18 protein-coding genes are annotated in these 16044 nt (G+C 63.7%); 3 read left to right on the top strand and 15 right to left on the bottom strand.

Annotated features, from left to right (window positions below; all coding sequences use genetic code 11):
- Positions 1–2: 2 nt before the first annotated feature.
- The 8 genes from XI08_RS00505 to XI08_RS00470 all read right to left on the bottom strand — a co-directional run bounded on the left by XI08_RS00505 (position 3) and on the right by XI08_RS00470 (position 5714).
- On the bottom strand, positions 3–386 hold the full coding sequence (locus XI08_RS00505; protein WP_271572887.1) for a hypothetical protein: 384 nt from the start codon (positions 384–386) through the stop codon (positions 3–5).
- Between the two features lie 259 nt (positions 387–645).
- Positions 646–1203, bottom strand: a complete 558-nt coding sequence (locus tag XI08_RS00500) for an HdeD family acid-resistance protein (protein WP_167770477.1) — start codon at positions 1201–1203, stop codon at positions 646–648.
- Between the two features lie 155 nt (positions 1204–1358).
- The gene (locus tag XI08_RS00495; protein WP_027548848.1) at positions 1359–1844 is read right to left on the bottom strand and encodes a DUF992 domain-containing protein; all 486 of its coding nucleotides are present in this window, start codon (positions 1842–1844) and stop codon (positions 1359–1361) included.
- Positions 1845–2444, bottom strand: a complete 600-nt coding sequence (locus XI08_RS00490; protein WP_271572886.1) for a hypothetical protein — start codon at positions 2442–2444, stop codon at positions 1845–1847. It lies immediately after the preceding gene.
- The gene (locus tag XI08_RS00485) at positions 2441–3580 is read right to left on the bottom strand and encodes an AI-2E family transporter (RefSeq protein WP_271572885.1); all 1140 of its coding nucleotides are present in this window, start codon (positions 3578–3580) and stop codon (positions 2441–2443) included. The genes XI08_RS00490 and XI08_RS00485 overlap by 4 nt, the downstream gene beginning before the upstream one ends.
- 41 nt (positions 3581–3621) lie before the next feature.
- Positions 3622–3861, bottom strand: coding sequence for a hypothetical protein (locus XI08_RS00480; protein ID WP_135172838.1), 240 nt, complete (start codon positions 3859–3861; stop codon positions 3622–3624).
- Between the two features lie 31 nt (positions 3862–3892).
- Entirely contained in the window at positions 3893–5332 is a 1440-nt protein-coding gene (locus XI08_RS00475; RefSeq protein ID WP_271572884.1) for a basic amino acid/polyamine antiporter, read from the bottom strand.
- Positions 5333–5516: 184 nt separating this feature from the next.
- Complete coding sequence (locus XI08_RS00470; protein ID WP_161536302.1) at positions 5517–5714, bottom strand: DUF6894 family protein; 198 nt, start codon at positions 5712–5714, stop codon at positions 5517–5519.
- Positions 5715–5975: 261 nt separating this feature from the next.
- Between XI08_RS00470 and XI08_RS00465 the strand changes: the two genes are divergently transcribed.
- Positions 5976–6674 (top strand): Bax inhibitor-1/YccA family protein, encoded by a 699-nt coding sequence (locus XI08_RS00465; protein WP_027548842.1) that lies wholly within the window; start codon positions 5976–5978, stop codon positions 6672–6674.
- Positions 6675–6696: 22 nt separating this feature from the next.
- Here XI08_RS00465 and XI08_RS00460 read toward each other — a convergent pair whose 3' ends face one another.
- The 7 genes from XI08_RS00460 to XI08_RS00430 form a co-directional block, all read right to left on the bottom strand.
- Complete coding sequence (locus XI08_RS00460; RefSeq protein WP_027548841.1) at positions 6697–7200, bottom strand: DUF1269 domain-containing protein; 504 nt, start codon at positions 7198–7200, stop codon at positions 6697–6699.
- Positions 7201–7388: 188 nt separating this feature from the next.
- Positions 7389–9167, bottom strand: a complete 1779-nt coding sequence (locus tag XI08_RS00455; RefSeq protein WP_271572883.1) for a complex I subunit 5 family protein — start codon at positions 9165–9167, stop codon at positions 7389–7391.
- The gene (locus tag XI08_RS00450; RefSeq protein ID WP_271572882.1) at positions 9167–9508 is read right to left on the bottom strand and encodes an NADH-quinone oxidoreductase subunit K; all 342 of its coding nucleotides are present in this window, start codon (positions 9506–9508) and stop codon (positions 9167–9169) included. The genes XI08_RS00455 and XI08_RS00450 overlap by 1 nt, the downstream gene beginning before the upstream one ends.
- Positions 9505–10449, bottom strand: coding sequence for an MnhB domain-containing protein (locus XI08_RS00445; protein ID WP_271572881.1), 945 nt, complete (start codon positions 10447–10449; stop codon positions 9505–9507). The genes XI08_RS00450 and XI08_RS00445 overlap by 4 nt, the downstream gene beginning before the upstream one ends.
- Positions 10446–10739 carry a monovalent cation/H(+) antiporter subunit G gene (locus XI08_RS00440; protein WP_271572880.1) on the bottom strand — a complete coding sequence of 98 codons (294 nt, stop codon included), beginning with the start codon at positions 10737–10739 and terminating at the stop codon, positions 10446–10448. Before XI08_RS00440 ends, XI08_RS00445 begins: the two co-directional genes overlap by 4 nt.
- A complete protein-coding gene (locus XI08_RS00435) occupies positions 10736–11026 on the bottom strand; it encodes a monovalent cation/H+ antiporter complex subunit F (protein WP_271572879.1) in 291 nt (96 codons plus the stop codon). The genes XI08_RS00440 and XI08_RS00435 overlap by 4 nt, the downstream gene beginning before the upstream one ends.
- Positions 11019–11540 (bottom strand): Na+/H+ antiporter subunit E, encoded by a 522-nt coding sequence (locus tag XI08_RS00430; RefSeq protein WP_271572878.1) that lies wholly within the window; start codon positions 11538–11540, stop codon positions 11019–11021. Before XI08_RS00430 ends, XI08_RS00435 begins: the two co-directional genes overlap by 8 nt.
- 320 nt (positions 11541–11860) lie before the next feature.
- On the opposite strand from XI08_RS00430, the gene XI08_RS00425 reads away from it, so the two are divergent.
- Both XI08_RS00425 and XI08_RS00420 read left to right on the top strand, forming a co-directional pair.
- A complete protein-coding gene (locus XI08_RS00425; protein ID WP_271572877.1) occupies positions 11861–12964 on the top strand; it encodes an efflux RND transporter periplasmic adaptor subunit in 1104 nt (367 codons plus the stop codon).
- Entirely contained in the window at positions 12961–16023 is a 3063-nt protein-coding gene (locus XI08_RS00420; RefSeq protein WP_271572876.1) for an efflux RND transporter permease subunit, read from the top strand. Before XI08_RS00425 ends, XI08_RS00420 begins: the two co-directional genes overlap by 4 nt.
- Positions 16024–16044 lie beyond the last annotated feature (21 nt).

The raw sequence follows: 16044 nt of genomic DNA, 5'->3' as shown, positions 1-16044 counted from the left end.
CGTTACTCCCGCCGTATCCGATCGCTGCGCGCGGGTTCGTCGTAACCCTTGCGACGGCTATAGAACATCAGCGCGATCAGGCCGCAGCCGAACACCAACATCAGGATGACGGCCCCTCCGAGGATGATGTTGCGGTAGAGCGGCATCGACGGAGTTGCCTGCCAGACCGACACGCAGAAGGCGGCTGCCACCACGAGTAGGGCTATCAGAGCGGCCCACAGGAGCCATTGATTCGCGTGGCGCACGATCGCCTCCATTGCCCGGGTCGGGGCCTGCATCGCCTTCGTGTCAAATCTGCCGCCGGCGGATTGCGCAAGTTGAGAGGGGCTTCCTAGCGCCACCGCCATCCGCAACGACGACGACCGCGATGCCACCAGCAAACCCATCGGCGCCTGCGCGGCGGTGGGCGGCCCCAGCCCGGACCAGGTCCCCAACCGGGACCGGCCGGGGGTCCCCACCACTGAGCTTGCGTCAGGAGGTCTGTCGGCTCGCTGGCCTGGCCAAGATCGCGGGCAATCGGCATCGCTTCCGCAGTCTCAATCAGACGAACTCCGATAGCGCCGATCGCCGCGGCAGCAACGGCATTCTGAGCGAAGCCAAGGAAAGCTCGACGGGTGGGAGTGTCCATCATCATGTTCTCCTTCGTTACGCAGCTCGCCGCACGGATTGAAGCGCATAAAGCAGCCACGCCAGGCCGTGCGAGATCAGGTCGACGCCAAGCAGGAATCCGAGGGCCCAGACGCTGATGGTCGGAAAGCCGAACAGGATCAGCACGCCCGCGAGCAGTCCGAAGATGCCGGAGATCAGCATCATCCATCCGTTCTGTCGCCAATGGGCGAAGCTCAGCACGCATCGAATGACGCCCGAGGCGAACAGCACCGCGCCGAGGAAATAGGTGAGGATCAGGGCACCGGAAGCCGGCTGGGTGAGCAGCACAAGCCCGAAGGCGAGATAGAGCGCGCCGAGAACAATCTGCCACAGGAAGCCGCCCCATCCTTTGGTCCAGAAGGCATGGGCGATCTCGAATGCGCCGGCCGCGATAGCCGTCAACCCGATCAGCTTGACGCTGATGATCGTCGCGAAGACCACGTCGCTGAGAGCCGCGATGCCGGCGACGATCATCACGATGCCAAGGAGAGCGCAGACCCACAGCGGGGGCGAGCCCAGAACCCCGATGTCCGACCGGCTGTCATAGACCGTCATGCCATCCTCCTGATCCGCGCGATGATTGGCACGCTTGGGATGGTAGCTTCGAGCCCGCGCGGTCGACATCCGACGAAACCCTGAGCGACGGGGTGGGAATGTTCGCGTGGGCCCAACCGGACTCCAGCGATCGCGCGTGAAATCGCTGTTGCGAGCTATCGGCTGCCGCGCGGGCCCAGCGTCAGATTGGTGACGCCGGCCGCGAGATTGATCCCGATTGACCGCTCGATCGACAGCGGCTGCAACATCACACTCCTGCGCGAGCCGCCGATCAGGACGTTGGCGCCGAGACCGGGGCCGAATGCGAGGCTGCCGCTCGCGCCGACATAGTTGCCGCGCAGGGTGGCGGACCCGATCCGCGAGTTCTTGGCGAGCACGGCCCAGGACAGGGAGCCTGCACTGGTCACGCCGAGATCAAGGCCGACGCGCCGGATCCGTCCCTCATAGATGAACTGCCTCGGCGGGTTTCTCGCGAAGAATGTGCAGCGCAGTGACTGCGCTGATCCAAGCACAAGCCCGACGCGCGGGGTGCTCAGGCAGAGGAGCCGGCCGACCCTGAACGTTTCGGCGCGCGCGGGCAGGTTGGCGATGCATAGCAGCGCGGATGTGCCGAAGACTGCAACAAGCCGTGTCATTCGCATTCAGGCCTCCACTTGGCTGTTGGTGTCGGAGGGCGCGATCCTCGGTCGGCCGTCCTGGCGGAGCCAGAACGTGATGCCGAGGCCGATCAGCAGCACTGCGCCCAGCAGGAAGAAGAAGACGGACTGCTTCAGCCAGGAGATCGCGGGGACGGCGACGCCCATCGCCAGGCCGAGGAACGAGATTTGCAGCGACAACAGGCTGACGCCGGCGAGGAACGTGCCAAGCGCGAGCAGCGTCAGCAGGACCAGGCCGGTTGCCGGTGTCGGAAGCAACTGCTGGACGCCCGACACCAGTATGATGTTCATCGTGACGAGCACGGCAATCCAGTGCAGCGCCTGGGTCCAGATCAATCGGAGCTGGGCCTCCTTGCCTTGGGTTTCCGGCCATTTGGTAACGACGCAGACGACGCAGATGGCAAGCGCCAGGAATTCCCAGTAGCCGACGAGAGGCTGGTGGGAGACGTTGGTATAGGCGACCCCTCCGATAGCGAGCACCAGCGCCACGACATAAGGAAGCTGCTGCCACAGGAAATGAGCCATTCCGGAACGATACGAGGGAGGCTCGGTACCCACGTTTCGTTGTACATCGATCTTGCTCATGGCCGATCCACTCTCGATCTACCGCCGTTGAACGTCTGCTTGAGGTCATCGCCAAGGTAGTCCTCGACGTAGAATCGGATGATCGCGACACGGCCGATCGCGACCAGTGGCATGGCCAGCGCGATGCCCAGGACGCCGAACAGCGCGCCCAGCATGACAATCGCGACCAGCGTCCAGGCAGGAGGGATCTCGACCGCCTGACGCTGGATCAGCGGGCCGATCACATAGCCTTCGACCGACTGGATGATCGTGTAGATCAGGACGGCCCAGATCAGCAGGGAACTGCCGAGCGGCATTGCGACGAGCGCGATCGGAATTGCGGCCACGATGGGTCCGAGATAGGGAATGAAATTGGACAGTCCCGCCTGCAATCCGAGCACGAAAGGACCGGGCAGCCCGATGAGGTAGAGTGCGACCCAGACCCACAGCGTCATGAGGATGATGCGGATGAACTGTCCGACCAGCCACAGCCGCATGACGGTGCCTATCTCGTCCATGACTGCCCTTGTCCGCGCGCGATAGGACTGCTTCACCAGCATGACGAGGCTATCGCGATGGCTGTTCGGATCGAAGGCAAAGAGGATCCCGAGGAACAGGATCACCAGCGCGCCGGTCAGAAGAGTTGAGGCTCCGCCGAGCAGAAATTGAGCGTGGCTGAGAAATCGGCCCTGATCCGAGAACAGCCATTGCGCGAAGTCGCGGCCCCATTCCGGGCCGAGGAGGTCAACGCCATATGACAGGAGATGCTCCTGCAGGACGTCGATCTGGCTGTCCATGACCTTCAGCAGGAGGCGCGTCTGCTCCGGCAGCTTGCCCGCACCCCAGACCATTCCAAACCCCGACAGAGCGGAGAACAGCAACAGGACCAGCGTCAGTCGCCAGGCGCGATTGAGCGGAAGGACCGGCGCCAGAGCCCTCGCGCACGCGTCCAGAAATGCGGCGAACAACACGCCTGCGAAGATGAGCAGGAGACTGGACACCGTCTGCCACGCCAGGAACAGGCAAACGCACGCAGCGAGCAGCGTGAGACCGGTCGCGAGCATGCTGCGTCGTGCGTCGTTCTCCGGCCGGCCGGTGGAATCGTCGCGTAGAACGACCTCGTGGAGCTTCTCCGGTCCTGTCCTGGACTCGCTCATGGATCGGTCCAATCGCTGGAGTCGACGATCGTCTTTTGCACCTAGGTCCGCACGCGCCGGCTGCCATAGTGCGGATGCTTTCCGCCGCGGTGACGCCAGTAACGGTGCTTCGTCGGGTTCGTATTGGTGTTGGGCGCTGCGCTCTTCGGTGCCGGCGCGCCGGCATCCTTTTGGGCAGACACGCCGGTCTCGGTCGGCTGGGCCGGCGACAGGGTTGGACATGCGGAGACCGCCACCAATCCGCCGAGGATCAAGGCGCCACAGATGGCCCGGGTGCTCATATCCGCCTCCATGTAACCAGGGACAAGGGACTCAAATCGAGATGGCTCCGGTAGCCAGCGCGTAGACGCCGGCGCATGCGGCGATCGTGATCGCTGCAAAAATGATGATTTCGAACGGCCTGAAGATCGCTTCCTTGCGCTCGCGCTTTGCGAGTAGGAACAGCACCGTGCCGGGTGCATAGAGGATCGACGACAGCAACAGAAACTTGGGCCCGCCTGCGTAGATCATGCCGGCCGCGTAAAGTGTCGCGATGGCCGAGCGGATCCAGTCGACAATGCGGGCGTGCTCGCCGGCGTGATAGGCCTCGCTGGTCCAGGCGAGCTTCAAGCCGTATGCCGCAACAAAGAAATATGGGATCAGCGTCATCGCGCTCGTCATCTTCAAGGCAAGCGTGAATGCGTATTCCGCAAACCAGGTGACGAGCAGAAAAATCTGGATGACGCAGTTGGTGAGCCAGAGCGCGCCGGCAGGGACCTTGTGCACGTTCACCGTGGCGAGAAAGGAGGGCATTGTGCGGTGGATCGCAGCGGAATGCAGGATCTCGGCCGCCAACAGCGACCAGGACAAGTAGTTGCCGAGGACCGAGATCAGCAGTGCCACACTGATGAACACGCTGCCCCAGCGGCCGACGACCGCTTCCATCACGCCGGCCATGGATGGTGTCGGGAGATCCGCCAGCTCCGCTCGTGGCAGCACGCCGTACGACAGGAGCGTCACGAGGACGAGGAGGCACAGAACCGTCAGAAAGCCGGCAAGGGTTGCGAATCCGACATCGGCGCGGCTCCGGGCGTAGCGGGAGTAGACACTCGCGCCTTCGATTCCGACGAACACGAACACCGTCAGCAGCATCGTGCCGCGAACCTGCGCGACCACCTTCGAGACGTCCGGCTGCTCCGTCCCCCAGAAATTCATGGAGAAGAGCGTGCCGTCGAAGGCGATGACGGCGACGACGACAAACAATAGTATCGGGATGATTTTCGCGTAGGTCGCGATCGTATTGAGCGCGGCCGCCCCCGTGATGCCGCGCAGCAGCAAAATGTGCACTCCCCAGAGAAGGATGGTCGCCGAAGCGATCGCCACCGGCGTTGTGCCATCGCCGAAGATCGGGAAAAACTGTCCGAGCGTCGCCTTGATCAAGACGAGGCAGGCGACATCTGCAAGGCAGCAACCGATCCAGTATCCGACCGCCGAAGCAAAGCCGATATAGTCGCCAAATCCGGCCCTGGCATAGGCATAGATGCCGGCATCGAGGTTCGGCTTGCGTTGTGACAAGGTCTGGAACACGAAGGCGAGCATCAGCATGCCCGTGCCCGCGATGGCCCAGGCGATTATCGCTCCGAGCGCACCCGTGGTCCGTCCGAATGCTGCCGGCAATGCAAAGATACCGGACCCGACCATCGACCCGATCACGAGCGCGATGAGCGCATTCCGGGAGAGCCCTTGATCGGCCTGGCTCGATGGAGGCGCCATGGTGCAAGCTGGCCTTCCAATCGGAGATCGGGCAGGCGCGACAAGCCCTTGCGACGGTGCAGCGCCGGCCACCTTGGCGAAGACCTTAGAAGCAGCCGTTCTGCTCGAACATCCGTGATTCTATGTAGAGGGCAATGGCAGGAAACCAGTAGGCCGGACCTGGTCCGGCCAGCCTCGTCTTTCCTCAGTTGCGACCGGACGAAAGTCCGGGAGCTGTATCGGCCACAAACACGAAGCTCGACCGGACGAATTCCCCGGCCTTGGCCAGCTCTTCTGCAATGCGCCGGGCATGCAGCATCGCCGCGTGCTGGTCGACGTGCTCGCATCCGCTCTCGTCCGGCGAGAGGCCGTATTTGTCAACGATGTGAAAGAAGTAGCGCATGTCGCCCGATTAGGCCGGAAGGCGTCCCGCTTCCAGTGACAAATGCGTAAGGGTCGTAATCAGAAAGACGAACGCAGGCGGCAGCTCCATCTTGCGATTCTGTAAGGCGGAAAATCGACGCAAGCTGAAGGGCAGGCGTGCCGAATTTGCAGGCCGAGTAGGGTGATCTTGCCCCCGGGATATCAGGTGATTGTCCGATATCCGTGCGAGGGCAGAGGGATAGGGTTGCTGCCTCCCAACGGCTCCGCGAGGAGGCAAGCGATGTCAAACTACGATCAGAACCTGGCGACCTCTGACGCAATCGCGATGGACGCTGGATTGCGCGGCTACATGCTGCGCATCTACAACTACATGGCCGCCGGCGTCGGCTTGACCGCCGTTGTGGCGTGGCTGACCTATCAGCTCACCGGTCCCGCATTGCTGCAGAGTCCGTTGATGTGGGTCTTCATACTGGCGCCGCTCGCGCTGGTCTTTTTCCTCAGCGCGCGCATCAATACGCTGTCGGCGGCGACGGCGCGGCTCCTGTTCTTCATCTATGCCGCGCTGGTCGGTGTCTCGCTCTCGATACTGCTGCACATCTACACCAGCGCCTCGATCACGCGCGTGTTCTTCATCGCGGCCGCCATGTTCGGGGCGCTCAGCGTGTTCGGCTACACCACAAGGCGTGACCTCTCCGGCCTCGGCACTTTCCTGTTCATGGGCCTGATCGGGGTCATCATTGCCAGCCTGGTGAACCTGTTCCTGCAATCAAGCGGGCTCGACTGGTTGATCTCGGTCGTGGGCGTCGGCGTCTTTGCGGGGCTCACGGCCTACGACACCCAGCGGATCAAGGCAATGTACGACAGCGGGGACGATGAAACGTCGGCTGGCCGCAAGTCGGTGATTTCGGCGCTGTCGCTCTATCTCAACTTCATCAACCTGTTCATGATGCTGCTGCGTCTGGCCGGCAGCCGGCGCTGAGCGACCGAACGAAAGGCGGCCCTCAGGCCGCCGGTCGCTCCGCGGCGCTTGCCAGCGCGTCGCGCAGGGCCTGCTCCCTGGTGTCATCCAGGGACGTCTTCAGCACGGTCCCTCCGGCGTCCTTGATCTCCTTCAGGACCTTGTCGGCGGTCATATTCTTGATCAGGACGAACAGCGCGGCATTGCCGGTGTGGAGTGACGCTGACAACTCCTTCATGAAGGAGTCGTCGATGCCGAAATCGGACAAGGCGCCGCCCAGCGCGCCGGAGGCCGCGCCGACGGCGACACCGAGGATCGGATTGAGGAAGATCATGCCGATCAGGAGCCCCCAGAAACCGCCGGTCACCGCCCCCATCGACGTCGTATTGACGAGTTGATTGAGCTTGATGCCGCCGGAATCCGTCTTCACGGCGATCACGGCATCGCTGATCGTGATCAGATATTCCTTCTGCAGCTTGAGCAGCCGTTGGCGCACTTCCTCAGCCTTTGCTTCGGATGGATAAACGATCGCCACTAAATCTGACATGAAGACCTCCCGCTGGATCGCACTCCGCCGGCCAAGCCTGGTACGCTGGCGGGACGCGCTGTCAGAGATTAGCCGTCGGTTCACCGGCGCGGCATCGGAGAAAACCCTCAGGCGTCGGGATGATTGTTCCTGATCATGGCGACAGGGAACACCTGGGTCTGACCTGTTCCGATGCATGAGCTCGCGCCTCACGCGGCCACAAGCATCAACACGCTGAACAGCAGCGCCAGCATCAGAAGGCAGGTGCTTGCCGCCGGCCACTCGCAGAGAACACCGTTGCCCCTTTCAACATAGCTACTGAACGCGCAGCAGCCCCGTCGGAATCGATTGAGCACGCCGATTGAGACCTTCCAGCGCACCGAAGACGCAAACGGGTGCGGCCAGGGGCTGAGCAGGATTGCCAGCACCACGCCTCCCAGGACAGGCAACAGCGATTTGGAGAGCGTCCCGAGACCGGAGAGATCGGGCGGCGAAATGTACGGGACAGGCAGATACGGTTCCCAAGGCACGAGGCCGAGCAATAACGAGCAGAGCGCCAGGACGAGCGCCGCCACGTCCCGAAGGCGCGGTGCCGGGCCCGTCAATACAACGGGCTTGTCCGGAGGGGCCAGCGCATGAGCCAGAACCAACAAAACATAGGCGGCAGTGAATACCCCGCCCGCCTGGAGCACGACCACCCACCACCATTGCTGCCTCTCGGTCGCGGCCTGAAGCAAGAGGTCTTTCGCCAGGGATGCGCCACTCGGCTGCACGCCGATCAGCGCGATGCCGGCGAAGGCAAACGTCAGCACGCTCAAGGGCAGGACCCGCGCGATACCGCCGAGCCCCGTGATGCGATCGTGGCCGAGCCCGGCGTAGATCGATCCGGCGGCCATGAACATCGCCGCCTTCGCAGTGGCATGAGAGCCAGCCTGTAGCAGGCCGCCCGCCAGGGCCCCGCCACTCTCCAGGCGACCAGAGGCATTGAACGCGAGCGGAAACATCACGAAGAGATACCCGATCTGGGCCAGCGTTGAATACGCGATCAGGAGCTTCAGTCGTTCCTGGCGCAAGGCGAGAACGCTTCCAAACACGATCGCCGCCGCTCCCAGCGCGGCGAGCAATTGCGTGGCGGCGAAACCGGGCAGCCCGGGCATCACCTGGAACCAGAGCCGCACGATGATGAAGAAAGATCCCTTCACGACGAGGCCAGACAGGATCGCACTGGCGGCAACTGGCGCGCCCGCGTGGGCCGGCGGCAGCCAGAGATGCAACGGAAAGAGCGCGGTCTTGGCCAGAAGACCTGATGTCATCAATGCCGCCGCGACGAGCGAGGCCGGCTCTGCTCCAATCCGATGCGACAACAGCACGATATCCAGGGTGGCATGGAGACCATAGAGCAGTGCCGTGCCCAGCAAATAGAGCACGGAGCCGAGCAACGCGAAGAGCAGATACCGTATCGCCGCTCGCAGGGTCTCCGGGCGGCCATCCAGCGAGACCAGCGGCACCGCGGCGAATGTCAGCAATTCCAGGGCAACATAAAGCGTGAAGAGGTCTCCACCGACAAAGATTGCGTTCAGCGCGGCCCAGACCGCCAGCAGCAGGATCCAGAACGCGAATGGCGCGCGGGCCTTGGTCGTCGTGACGGCGAATTCAGTACCGGCATAGACGGCGACTGCGGAGATCACGACCGCGGTTGCCGCAAGCATCACGGCCGACAATCCGTCCGCGCGCAGCGCCACCCCCAGCGGCGGCGGCCAGGCGCCGAGCAGGTAAACGAGAGGGCCCATGCGCTGTGGAACTGCAGCCAGAATCGTCACGACGATCGTCAGCCCCAGCGGGATCGTCGCGAATGCGACCAGCCTGACGTATCGTTCGCCCAGAACGAAGGCCAGCAGAACACCCGCGATGGGTATGGCAATCGACAGCACCAGCAGGAAGCCGGTTGGGGTTGTTGTAGCGTCCAGCGCTGGGGCAGGGGGCAGCATCAGCCACCAGCCTGATCTGGGTCATCGCCCGGCGAGGCGCGACTGCTCTGCGCCACGGAGGCGCTCGTCTGGAACAGCCGCAGCAGCAGTGCAATTGCCAAAGCCGTTGCGGAAAACGCGACGACGACGCCGGTAATCACCAAGGCTTGCGGCACGGGATCGTTGCCCATCCCTGCCGCCGCACCGCGCCGTCCAACGACGCCGAACAGGAGGAATACGCCGCTGCCGAGCAGATTGAAGGCGATGATCTTGCGGAGGGGCTGGGGGTTCGTGATCAGGCCGTAGAGCCCGAGTCCGACGGCGGCAGCAGCGCACAATCCGAACACCGTCACGCCGCTCACGGCTCCGTGCTCCGTTCCGGCGCACCGGCGAGCAGCAGTCCGAGCGTCGCTGCGATCGTCAGGGTCATTGCGATTTCGATGCCAAGTATCAGCGGCTTGGCCAGCGCCGGCGGATAGGAGAGGAATGCGGCGCCAAACAGAAGGCCGGCAAGGCCGACGAGCAGGAACAGGCCGGGTCCGGCAACGAGGATGAACCGTACCGATCGATGGCTCACGAGCGGCGTGTCCGCCAATCCGGCCATGATGGCCAGCAGCCACATCGACGCGAGAATCGCGCCGCCCTGAAAAGCTCCGCCGGGATGGTCGGAACCGGTCCAGAGGATATAGATCCCGATGACGATGCCAATCGGTGGCAGCAGCCGCGCAAGAAAGGCGAGAACGCCACGTGGATCGGCTTGGTGGCGCAGCCCGGGACGGCCGCCCCACGCGCCGTCAGGCGCAAGCGACCAAACACCGATGATGGCCAGCAACAGCACGACCTTCTCGAGCATGGTATCCATGGCGCGGAACGCCATGAGCACGTTGGTGACGGGGTTGGACAGGCCCGTCGCCCAGGCATTTGCAACAGCAGCCGGAGCAAGGGTCGGAGCAGGATCGGGTAGCAGCAGGACCACGCCGGCCAGCAACGCAGCCGTCAGTACAGACAGCGCTGCGGCGCCGGCTCGCAGCAGTTTGCCTGGCCTTGCGTCTGCCATCATGTCGGCATCCCGCAACCGCGCCGCCGCGCCCAGCAGCAAGACGCCGCCGAGCCCGCCGCCGATTGCGGCCTCGGTCAGTGCGACGTCGGCAGCATCGAGGCGTACCCAGATGAGTGCCACCAGCAGTCCATAGGCGACGAACCCGACCGTGGCCGAAAACGTCTCGGGCACGACGATCGTCCAGACGCCGAGGGTCAGCACGACCGCGGCAAGGACGATTTCGAAGACCGTCGCAATGCTCATCGGTTCAACTGGCCTTGGCGCGCCGCGCGCGCAATCAGTTGCGAGACGGTGGCGCCCGCGAGCAGGCCGAGCAGCCAGATACCAACCAGCTTCAACCCGTCGCGAAGACTCGCTGCCTGCGGGAGCAGTCCGAGCACGACCAGACCGAGGCCGAGATTGTCCGCCTTGGTCAGCGCGTGCAGGCGCGTCAGGGTATCGGGAAAGCGAAGCAGGCCGACCGTGCCGGCCAGAAAAAAGAACGCGCCGGCCGACACTGCCGCGATCGTCATCACGTCGCGTGCGAGGCTCATTCGTCCTCCGTTGGGGCGGTTCCATCGACCGCGAAGCGGGAAAGTCCCTTCTTGACGAACGCGATGGAGGTGAAGGTGGCGAGCAGCGCCAGGGTCAAAGCCACGTCGATCGCTGCGGGTATGCTCGCCGCGGTGCCGAGCAGCAGCAGTGTCGCAATGCCTCCGGTCCCAATCAGTTGCGTCGCCATGACTCGATCAGCGTCGCCTGGGCCACGCAGGATCGACAACAGTCCAAGCGCCAGCATGGCCAGAATGAAGCCGACCGCGACCGTCAGGAACTCAGTCATTGTAAAGCGCTCGAGCCAAGGCCGCCTCCTCCTGATCAAGTTCGGCGATCACGGGCTGATCGACGTCGAGGCAGTGATAGAGGAGTTGCGCCTCCTCCTCTCCGGCCGGCACGGTGCCTGGCAACAGGCTGGTGAGAGTAGCGAACACGTTGCGACGCAGGCCACGCGGAAGGCGGGTTGGATACGCGACGAATCCAGGGCGCAGCGGCAGGTCGGGATCGAGTGCGCGCCTTGCGACGTCCACTCCGGCCACAATGGACTGGTACAGGAACAGAAGCGCCAGTCGGAGGATCGCGCGAGGTGAGCGCCGCGACGTGCCAGGCTCCAGCAAACGCAGGCTCGTCCAGGTTGCCGTCGCGACGGCGATTGTTGCGGCAGGAATGTCATCGAGAGAGGCGCCGGCAAGCACGAGCCAAAGGCAGAGGAACCATGCCGCTCGGGACGCCGCGCTTCGCCAGGACGCCCCGACTCCGACGCCCGTATGTGCGTCCCGTTTTCCTGAGGGCCCTCTCATTCGTCAAGCCGCCGCGCTCGATCGCTTCATCTGAGCGTGGAACGGTGCGCTCTTGATGAGCCCGGCGATATTGGGTGATTGCCTGATCAGGCGTCGGGAATTCCCCAGAGCGCTGTCGGACGGTTGTCACGCCTCGTCAGGTTTTTGCCTGCGTTTGCTCCGTGCCGTAACCGCGATTGCATCCGGCCGCACCGGGTAGATTTGCCGATGTGTGCGGCCGATCCCATGGGCAAGAATACCGAGGGGCGATGCCGCGAAATCGCAACCTCGGGAAAGGCTGACCTGCTCGGCAACGTCTCAGGAATTTGAGGAGCTTGGCTATGCGCGGTCGCCGAACGACACCTCGGCAAGCCATTGCACTGACGCTGATGGCAGTTGCATCCGCGTCGATCCTGGCTGCGTGTGACCGTCAGGTGGAAACAACGAAGTCGTCTCCGCGTCCGGTCCGGACCACGACGATCGAGAAGCGTGAGAGCCTGATGCCGCTGACCTTCACGGGGCGCATCGAGGCGGAGGACGAAGTCAGCGTCGCTTTCCGGATCTCCGGGCGTCTGCTTGCGAACGAGGCCAGGCTCGGTGACAGGGTCGAGGCCGGGCAGTTGCTGGCGCAACTGGAGCCCCAGAACGAGCTGAGCACATTGCGGCAGGCGAAGGCTGCTCTTTCCGCTGCGCAGGGCCAGTTGACGCAGGCGCGCAATCATTACGAGCGCCAGGAGACTCTGTTGGCGCAAGGGTGGACCACGCGCGCCAATTTCGAGGCGGCGACGCAAGCGCGACAGACCGCCCAGTCGCAGGTCGAGGCGGCGGAGGCGCAATTGAGTTCTGCGCACGATCTCGTCAGTTTCACCGAACTGCGAGCCGACGCGCCGGGCAAGATCACCGCGACGGGGCCGTCGGCCGGCGAGGTCGTTCAGGCCGGGCAAATGATCGCGAGGATCGCCAGACAGGACGGCCGCGACGCAATCTTCGATGTTCCTGCTCAGATGGTCAGATCGGCCCCAGCCGACGTGCAGGTCACCGTCAGCCTGACGGACGATCCGAAGATCACGGCGCGAGGCCGCATTCGTCAGATCGCGGCACAAGCCGATCCAGTCACCCGCACCTTCGAGGTCAAGGTCGGCTTGACGGATCCGCCGGCGGCGATGCGGCTCGGCGCGACCGTCAACGGCCGCGTCGAAACCAGTTCCGGGCCGGTGATCGACATACCGGCAACCGCGTTGACGCGGATCAATCAACGGCCGGCCGTGTGGGTTGTCGATCCGTCGACGAACGTCGTTTCGGCGCGCAACGTTGATATCCTGCGTTTCGACCAGGCACAGGTCATCGTCTCGCAGGGGTTGGACGCCGGAGAAATCGTCGTCACCGCGGGCGTGCAGGCGCTTCACCCGGGCCAGAAGGTGCGCCTGCTCGGGTCAGAGCCATGACCGGGCCCAATCTCTCCGACTGGGCCCTCAGGCATCGCTCGCTCGTCGTCTATGTGATGATGGTTGCCGTGATCGCCGGGGGGCTGGCGTATTTCCGGCTGGGCCGAAACGAGGATCCCTCCTTCACCATCAAGACCATGGTCGTTCAGGCGGCCTGGCCGGGGGCAACGGCCGAAGAGACGATGAAGCAGGTGACGGAGCGGCTCGAGCGCCAATTGCAGGAGACGCCCCATCTGGACTTCCTGCGCAGCTTCACCCGGGCGGGTCTCGTCACCATTTTCGTCAACCTGGAAGGAAGTGCGAACGCGAGGCAGGTTTCCGACACCTGGTATGAGGTGAGAAAGAACATCGGCGACATGCGGCACACCTTGCCGGCCGGAGTTGTCGGTCCGGGCTTCAATGACGACTTCGGCGACACGTTCGGCATCGTCTACGGCTTCACCAGCGACGGCTTCACGCAACGGGAGTTGCGAGATCACGTCGAGGGCATCCGTTCCCGATTGCTTCAGGTCCATGACGTGTCGAAGATCGAGCTCCTCGGTGCGCAGGACGAGGTGATCTTCGTCGAATTCTCCAAGCAGGAACTCGCAACCCTGGGCGTCGATCGGGCGGCCCTGCTCGCGGCGCTGCAATCGCAAAATATCGTCCGCCCGGCGGGCGTGATCCAGACCGGCAAGGAAAGCATCTCCGTGCGGGTGTCAGGCGGTTTTCAGTCGGAGCAGGACATCGCCGGCGTCAATTTCGTCGCGGGAGGACGCACGATTCGCCTGAGCGACATCGCGCAGGTGCGGCGCGGCTACGTGGATCCGCCGCAACCGATGTTCCGGGTCAACGGCCAGCCTGCAATCGGGCTTGCCATCGCAATGCGCGACGGCGGCGACATTCTTGCGCTCGGCAGAAACGTCAAGAAGGTGATGGCGGAGATCACCGCCGACCTCCCGATCGGAATCGAGCCGATCCTCGTTGCCGACCAGGCAGTCGTGGTCGGGGGCGCGATCGGCGAATTCATGACCTCGCTCCTTCAGGCGATCGCCATCATCCTGGTGGTGAGTTTCATCAGCCTCGGAATCCGTCCCGGCCTCATCATCGCGCTTGCCATCCCGTTGACGCTGGCCATCGTGTTTCCGATCATGGAGATCGCTCGCGTCGACATGCAGCGGATATCGCTGGGAGCACTGATCATCGCGCTCGCACTGCTGGTCGACGATGCGATGACGACCACCGACGCAACGCTCAATCGGCTGGCGCAAGGCGACAGCAAGGTCGACGCGGCGACGTTTGCCTACCGCAGCCATGCCTTTGCCATGCTTGCGGGAACGCTGGTGACCATCGCAGGCTTCATCCCGGTCGGGTTTGCCGCGAGCTCGGCCGGCGAATATACGTTCTCGCTGTTTGCGGTGGTTGCGATCGCGCTCCTGGTGTCGTGGCTCGTTGCCGTGGTCTTCACACCCTTGCTGGGGGTCGTCATTCTTGTCCCGCCGGTGCGGAAGGGCGCTGCCGAGCCCGGCGCGATGTTCCGTTTTTATCGGAGTTTTCTGACGCTGGCGATGCGCGCCAAGTGGCTGACGATCGCGATCTCGCTGGCGCTCTTTGTTGCGTCCGTTCTCGCGCTTCCGTTGATCCCGCAACAGTTCTTTCCGTCGTCCGATCGGCCCGAATTGCTCGTGGACCTCAGCCTGCCGCAGAACGCATCGATCCATGCGAGCGAGATGGCTGCCAAGCGCCTGGATGCAGCATTGGCCGCCGATCCGGACGTCCGTCATTGGAGCACCAATGTGGGGCGCGGTGCGATCCGCTTCTATCTCCCACTGAGCGTGGAGCTTCCGAACGATTCCTTCACGCAGGCGGTTGTCGTGGCAAAGGACGTCGCAGCGCGCGAGCGCCTGCAGGTGGGGTTGGAACGTCGTCTCGCGGAGGAGTTCCCGGCGGCCGTCTCGTCGGTTTCGCCTCTGGGCCTCGGCCCACCTGTCGGATGGCCGCTGCAATATCGCGTCAGCGGACCTGATGTCGAGCAGGTACGTGAGATTGCGCTCAAGGTTGGGCAGATCCTGGCCGCGGATCCCAGGGCCAAGGGCATCAACTTCGACTGGATGGAGCCGGAGCGCCAGCTGCGGATCTACGTCGATCAGGACGAAGCGCGCCGGCTCGGCCTGAGCTCGCAGGCGATATCGAGCGTATTGAACACCGTGATATCCGGCGCAGTCGTCACCCAGGTCCGCGACGACATTTATCTCGTCAACGTGGTGGCCCGGGCAATCGACGAACAGCGCATTTCGCTGTCCAACCTGCGCATGCTCCAGGTGCCGCTGCCCGGTGGACAGACGGTGTCGCTCAGCCAGTTTGCGACGTTCGGATATCATCAGGAGCATCCGCTGATCTGGCGACGCGACCGCATCCCGACCCTGACGGTGCGTGCCGATATCGGTGGCGGAACGCTGCCCGATACGATGGTGGATGCTCTGTCGCCTGCGATCGAAAAGCTGAGGAAGACGCTTCCTGCATCCTACGATGTGGCCGTCGGCGGGACCGTGGAGGAGAGCCGGAAATCGCAGGCGTCTGTGCTCGCCGTGGTTCCCATGATGCTGTTCGTCATGTTCACCGTTCTGATGGTCCAGCTGCAGAGCTTTTCGCGACTGGTCATGGTCGTTAGCGTGGCTCCGCTCGGGATGATCGGTGTCGTGGCCGCGCTGTTGCTGTCCGGCAGGCCGATGGGCTTTGTCACCATTCTCGGCGTTCTCGCCTTGCTCGGCATGATCTGCAAGAACGCGGTGATCCTGATCAGCCAGATCGATGCGGAGCGCGCGCAGGGGAAGAGCCAATGGGACGCGGCGGTGGATGCCAGCAGCTCCCGTTTCCGTCCCATCATGCTGACGGCGGTCTCGACCGTTCTCGGCATGATCCCGATTGCTCCAACTGTATTCTGGGGGCCGATGGCCGTTGCAATCATGGGCGGCCTGCTGGTCGCGACCGTGCTGACGCTTGTCTTGCTGCCGACATTGTACGTGACCTGGTTCGGGGAGAAGGGACCAGCCATGGCCTCCGCGCCACCGTCGTCGTGAGTGGCTGTTTCCGGCGAGGGA

The sequence above is a fragment of the Bradyrhizobium sp. CCBAU 11361 genome (assembly GCF_028128935.1).
Classification (GTDB): domain Bacteria; phylum Pseudomonadota; class Alphaproteobacteria; order Rhizobiales; family Xanthobacteraceae; genus Bradyrhizobium; species Bradyrhizobium niftali.
The sequence above is the reverse complement of the archived record's forward strand: the minus strand, read 5'-3'. Positions and strand labels throughout refer to the sequence as shown.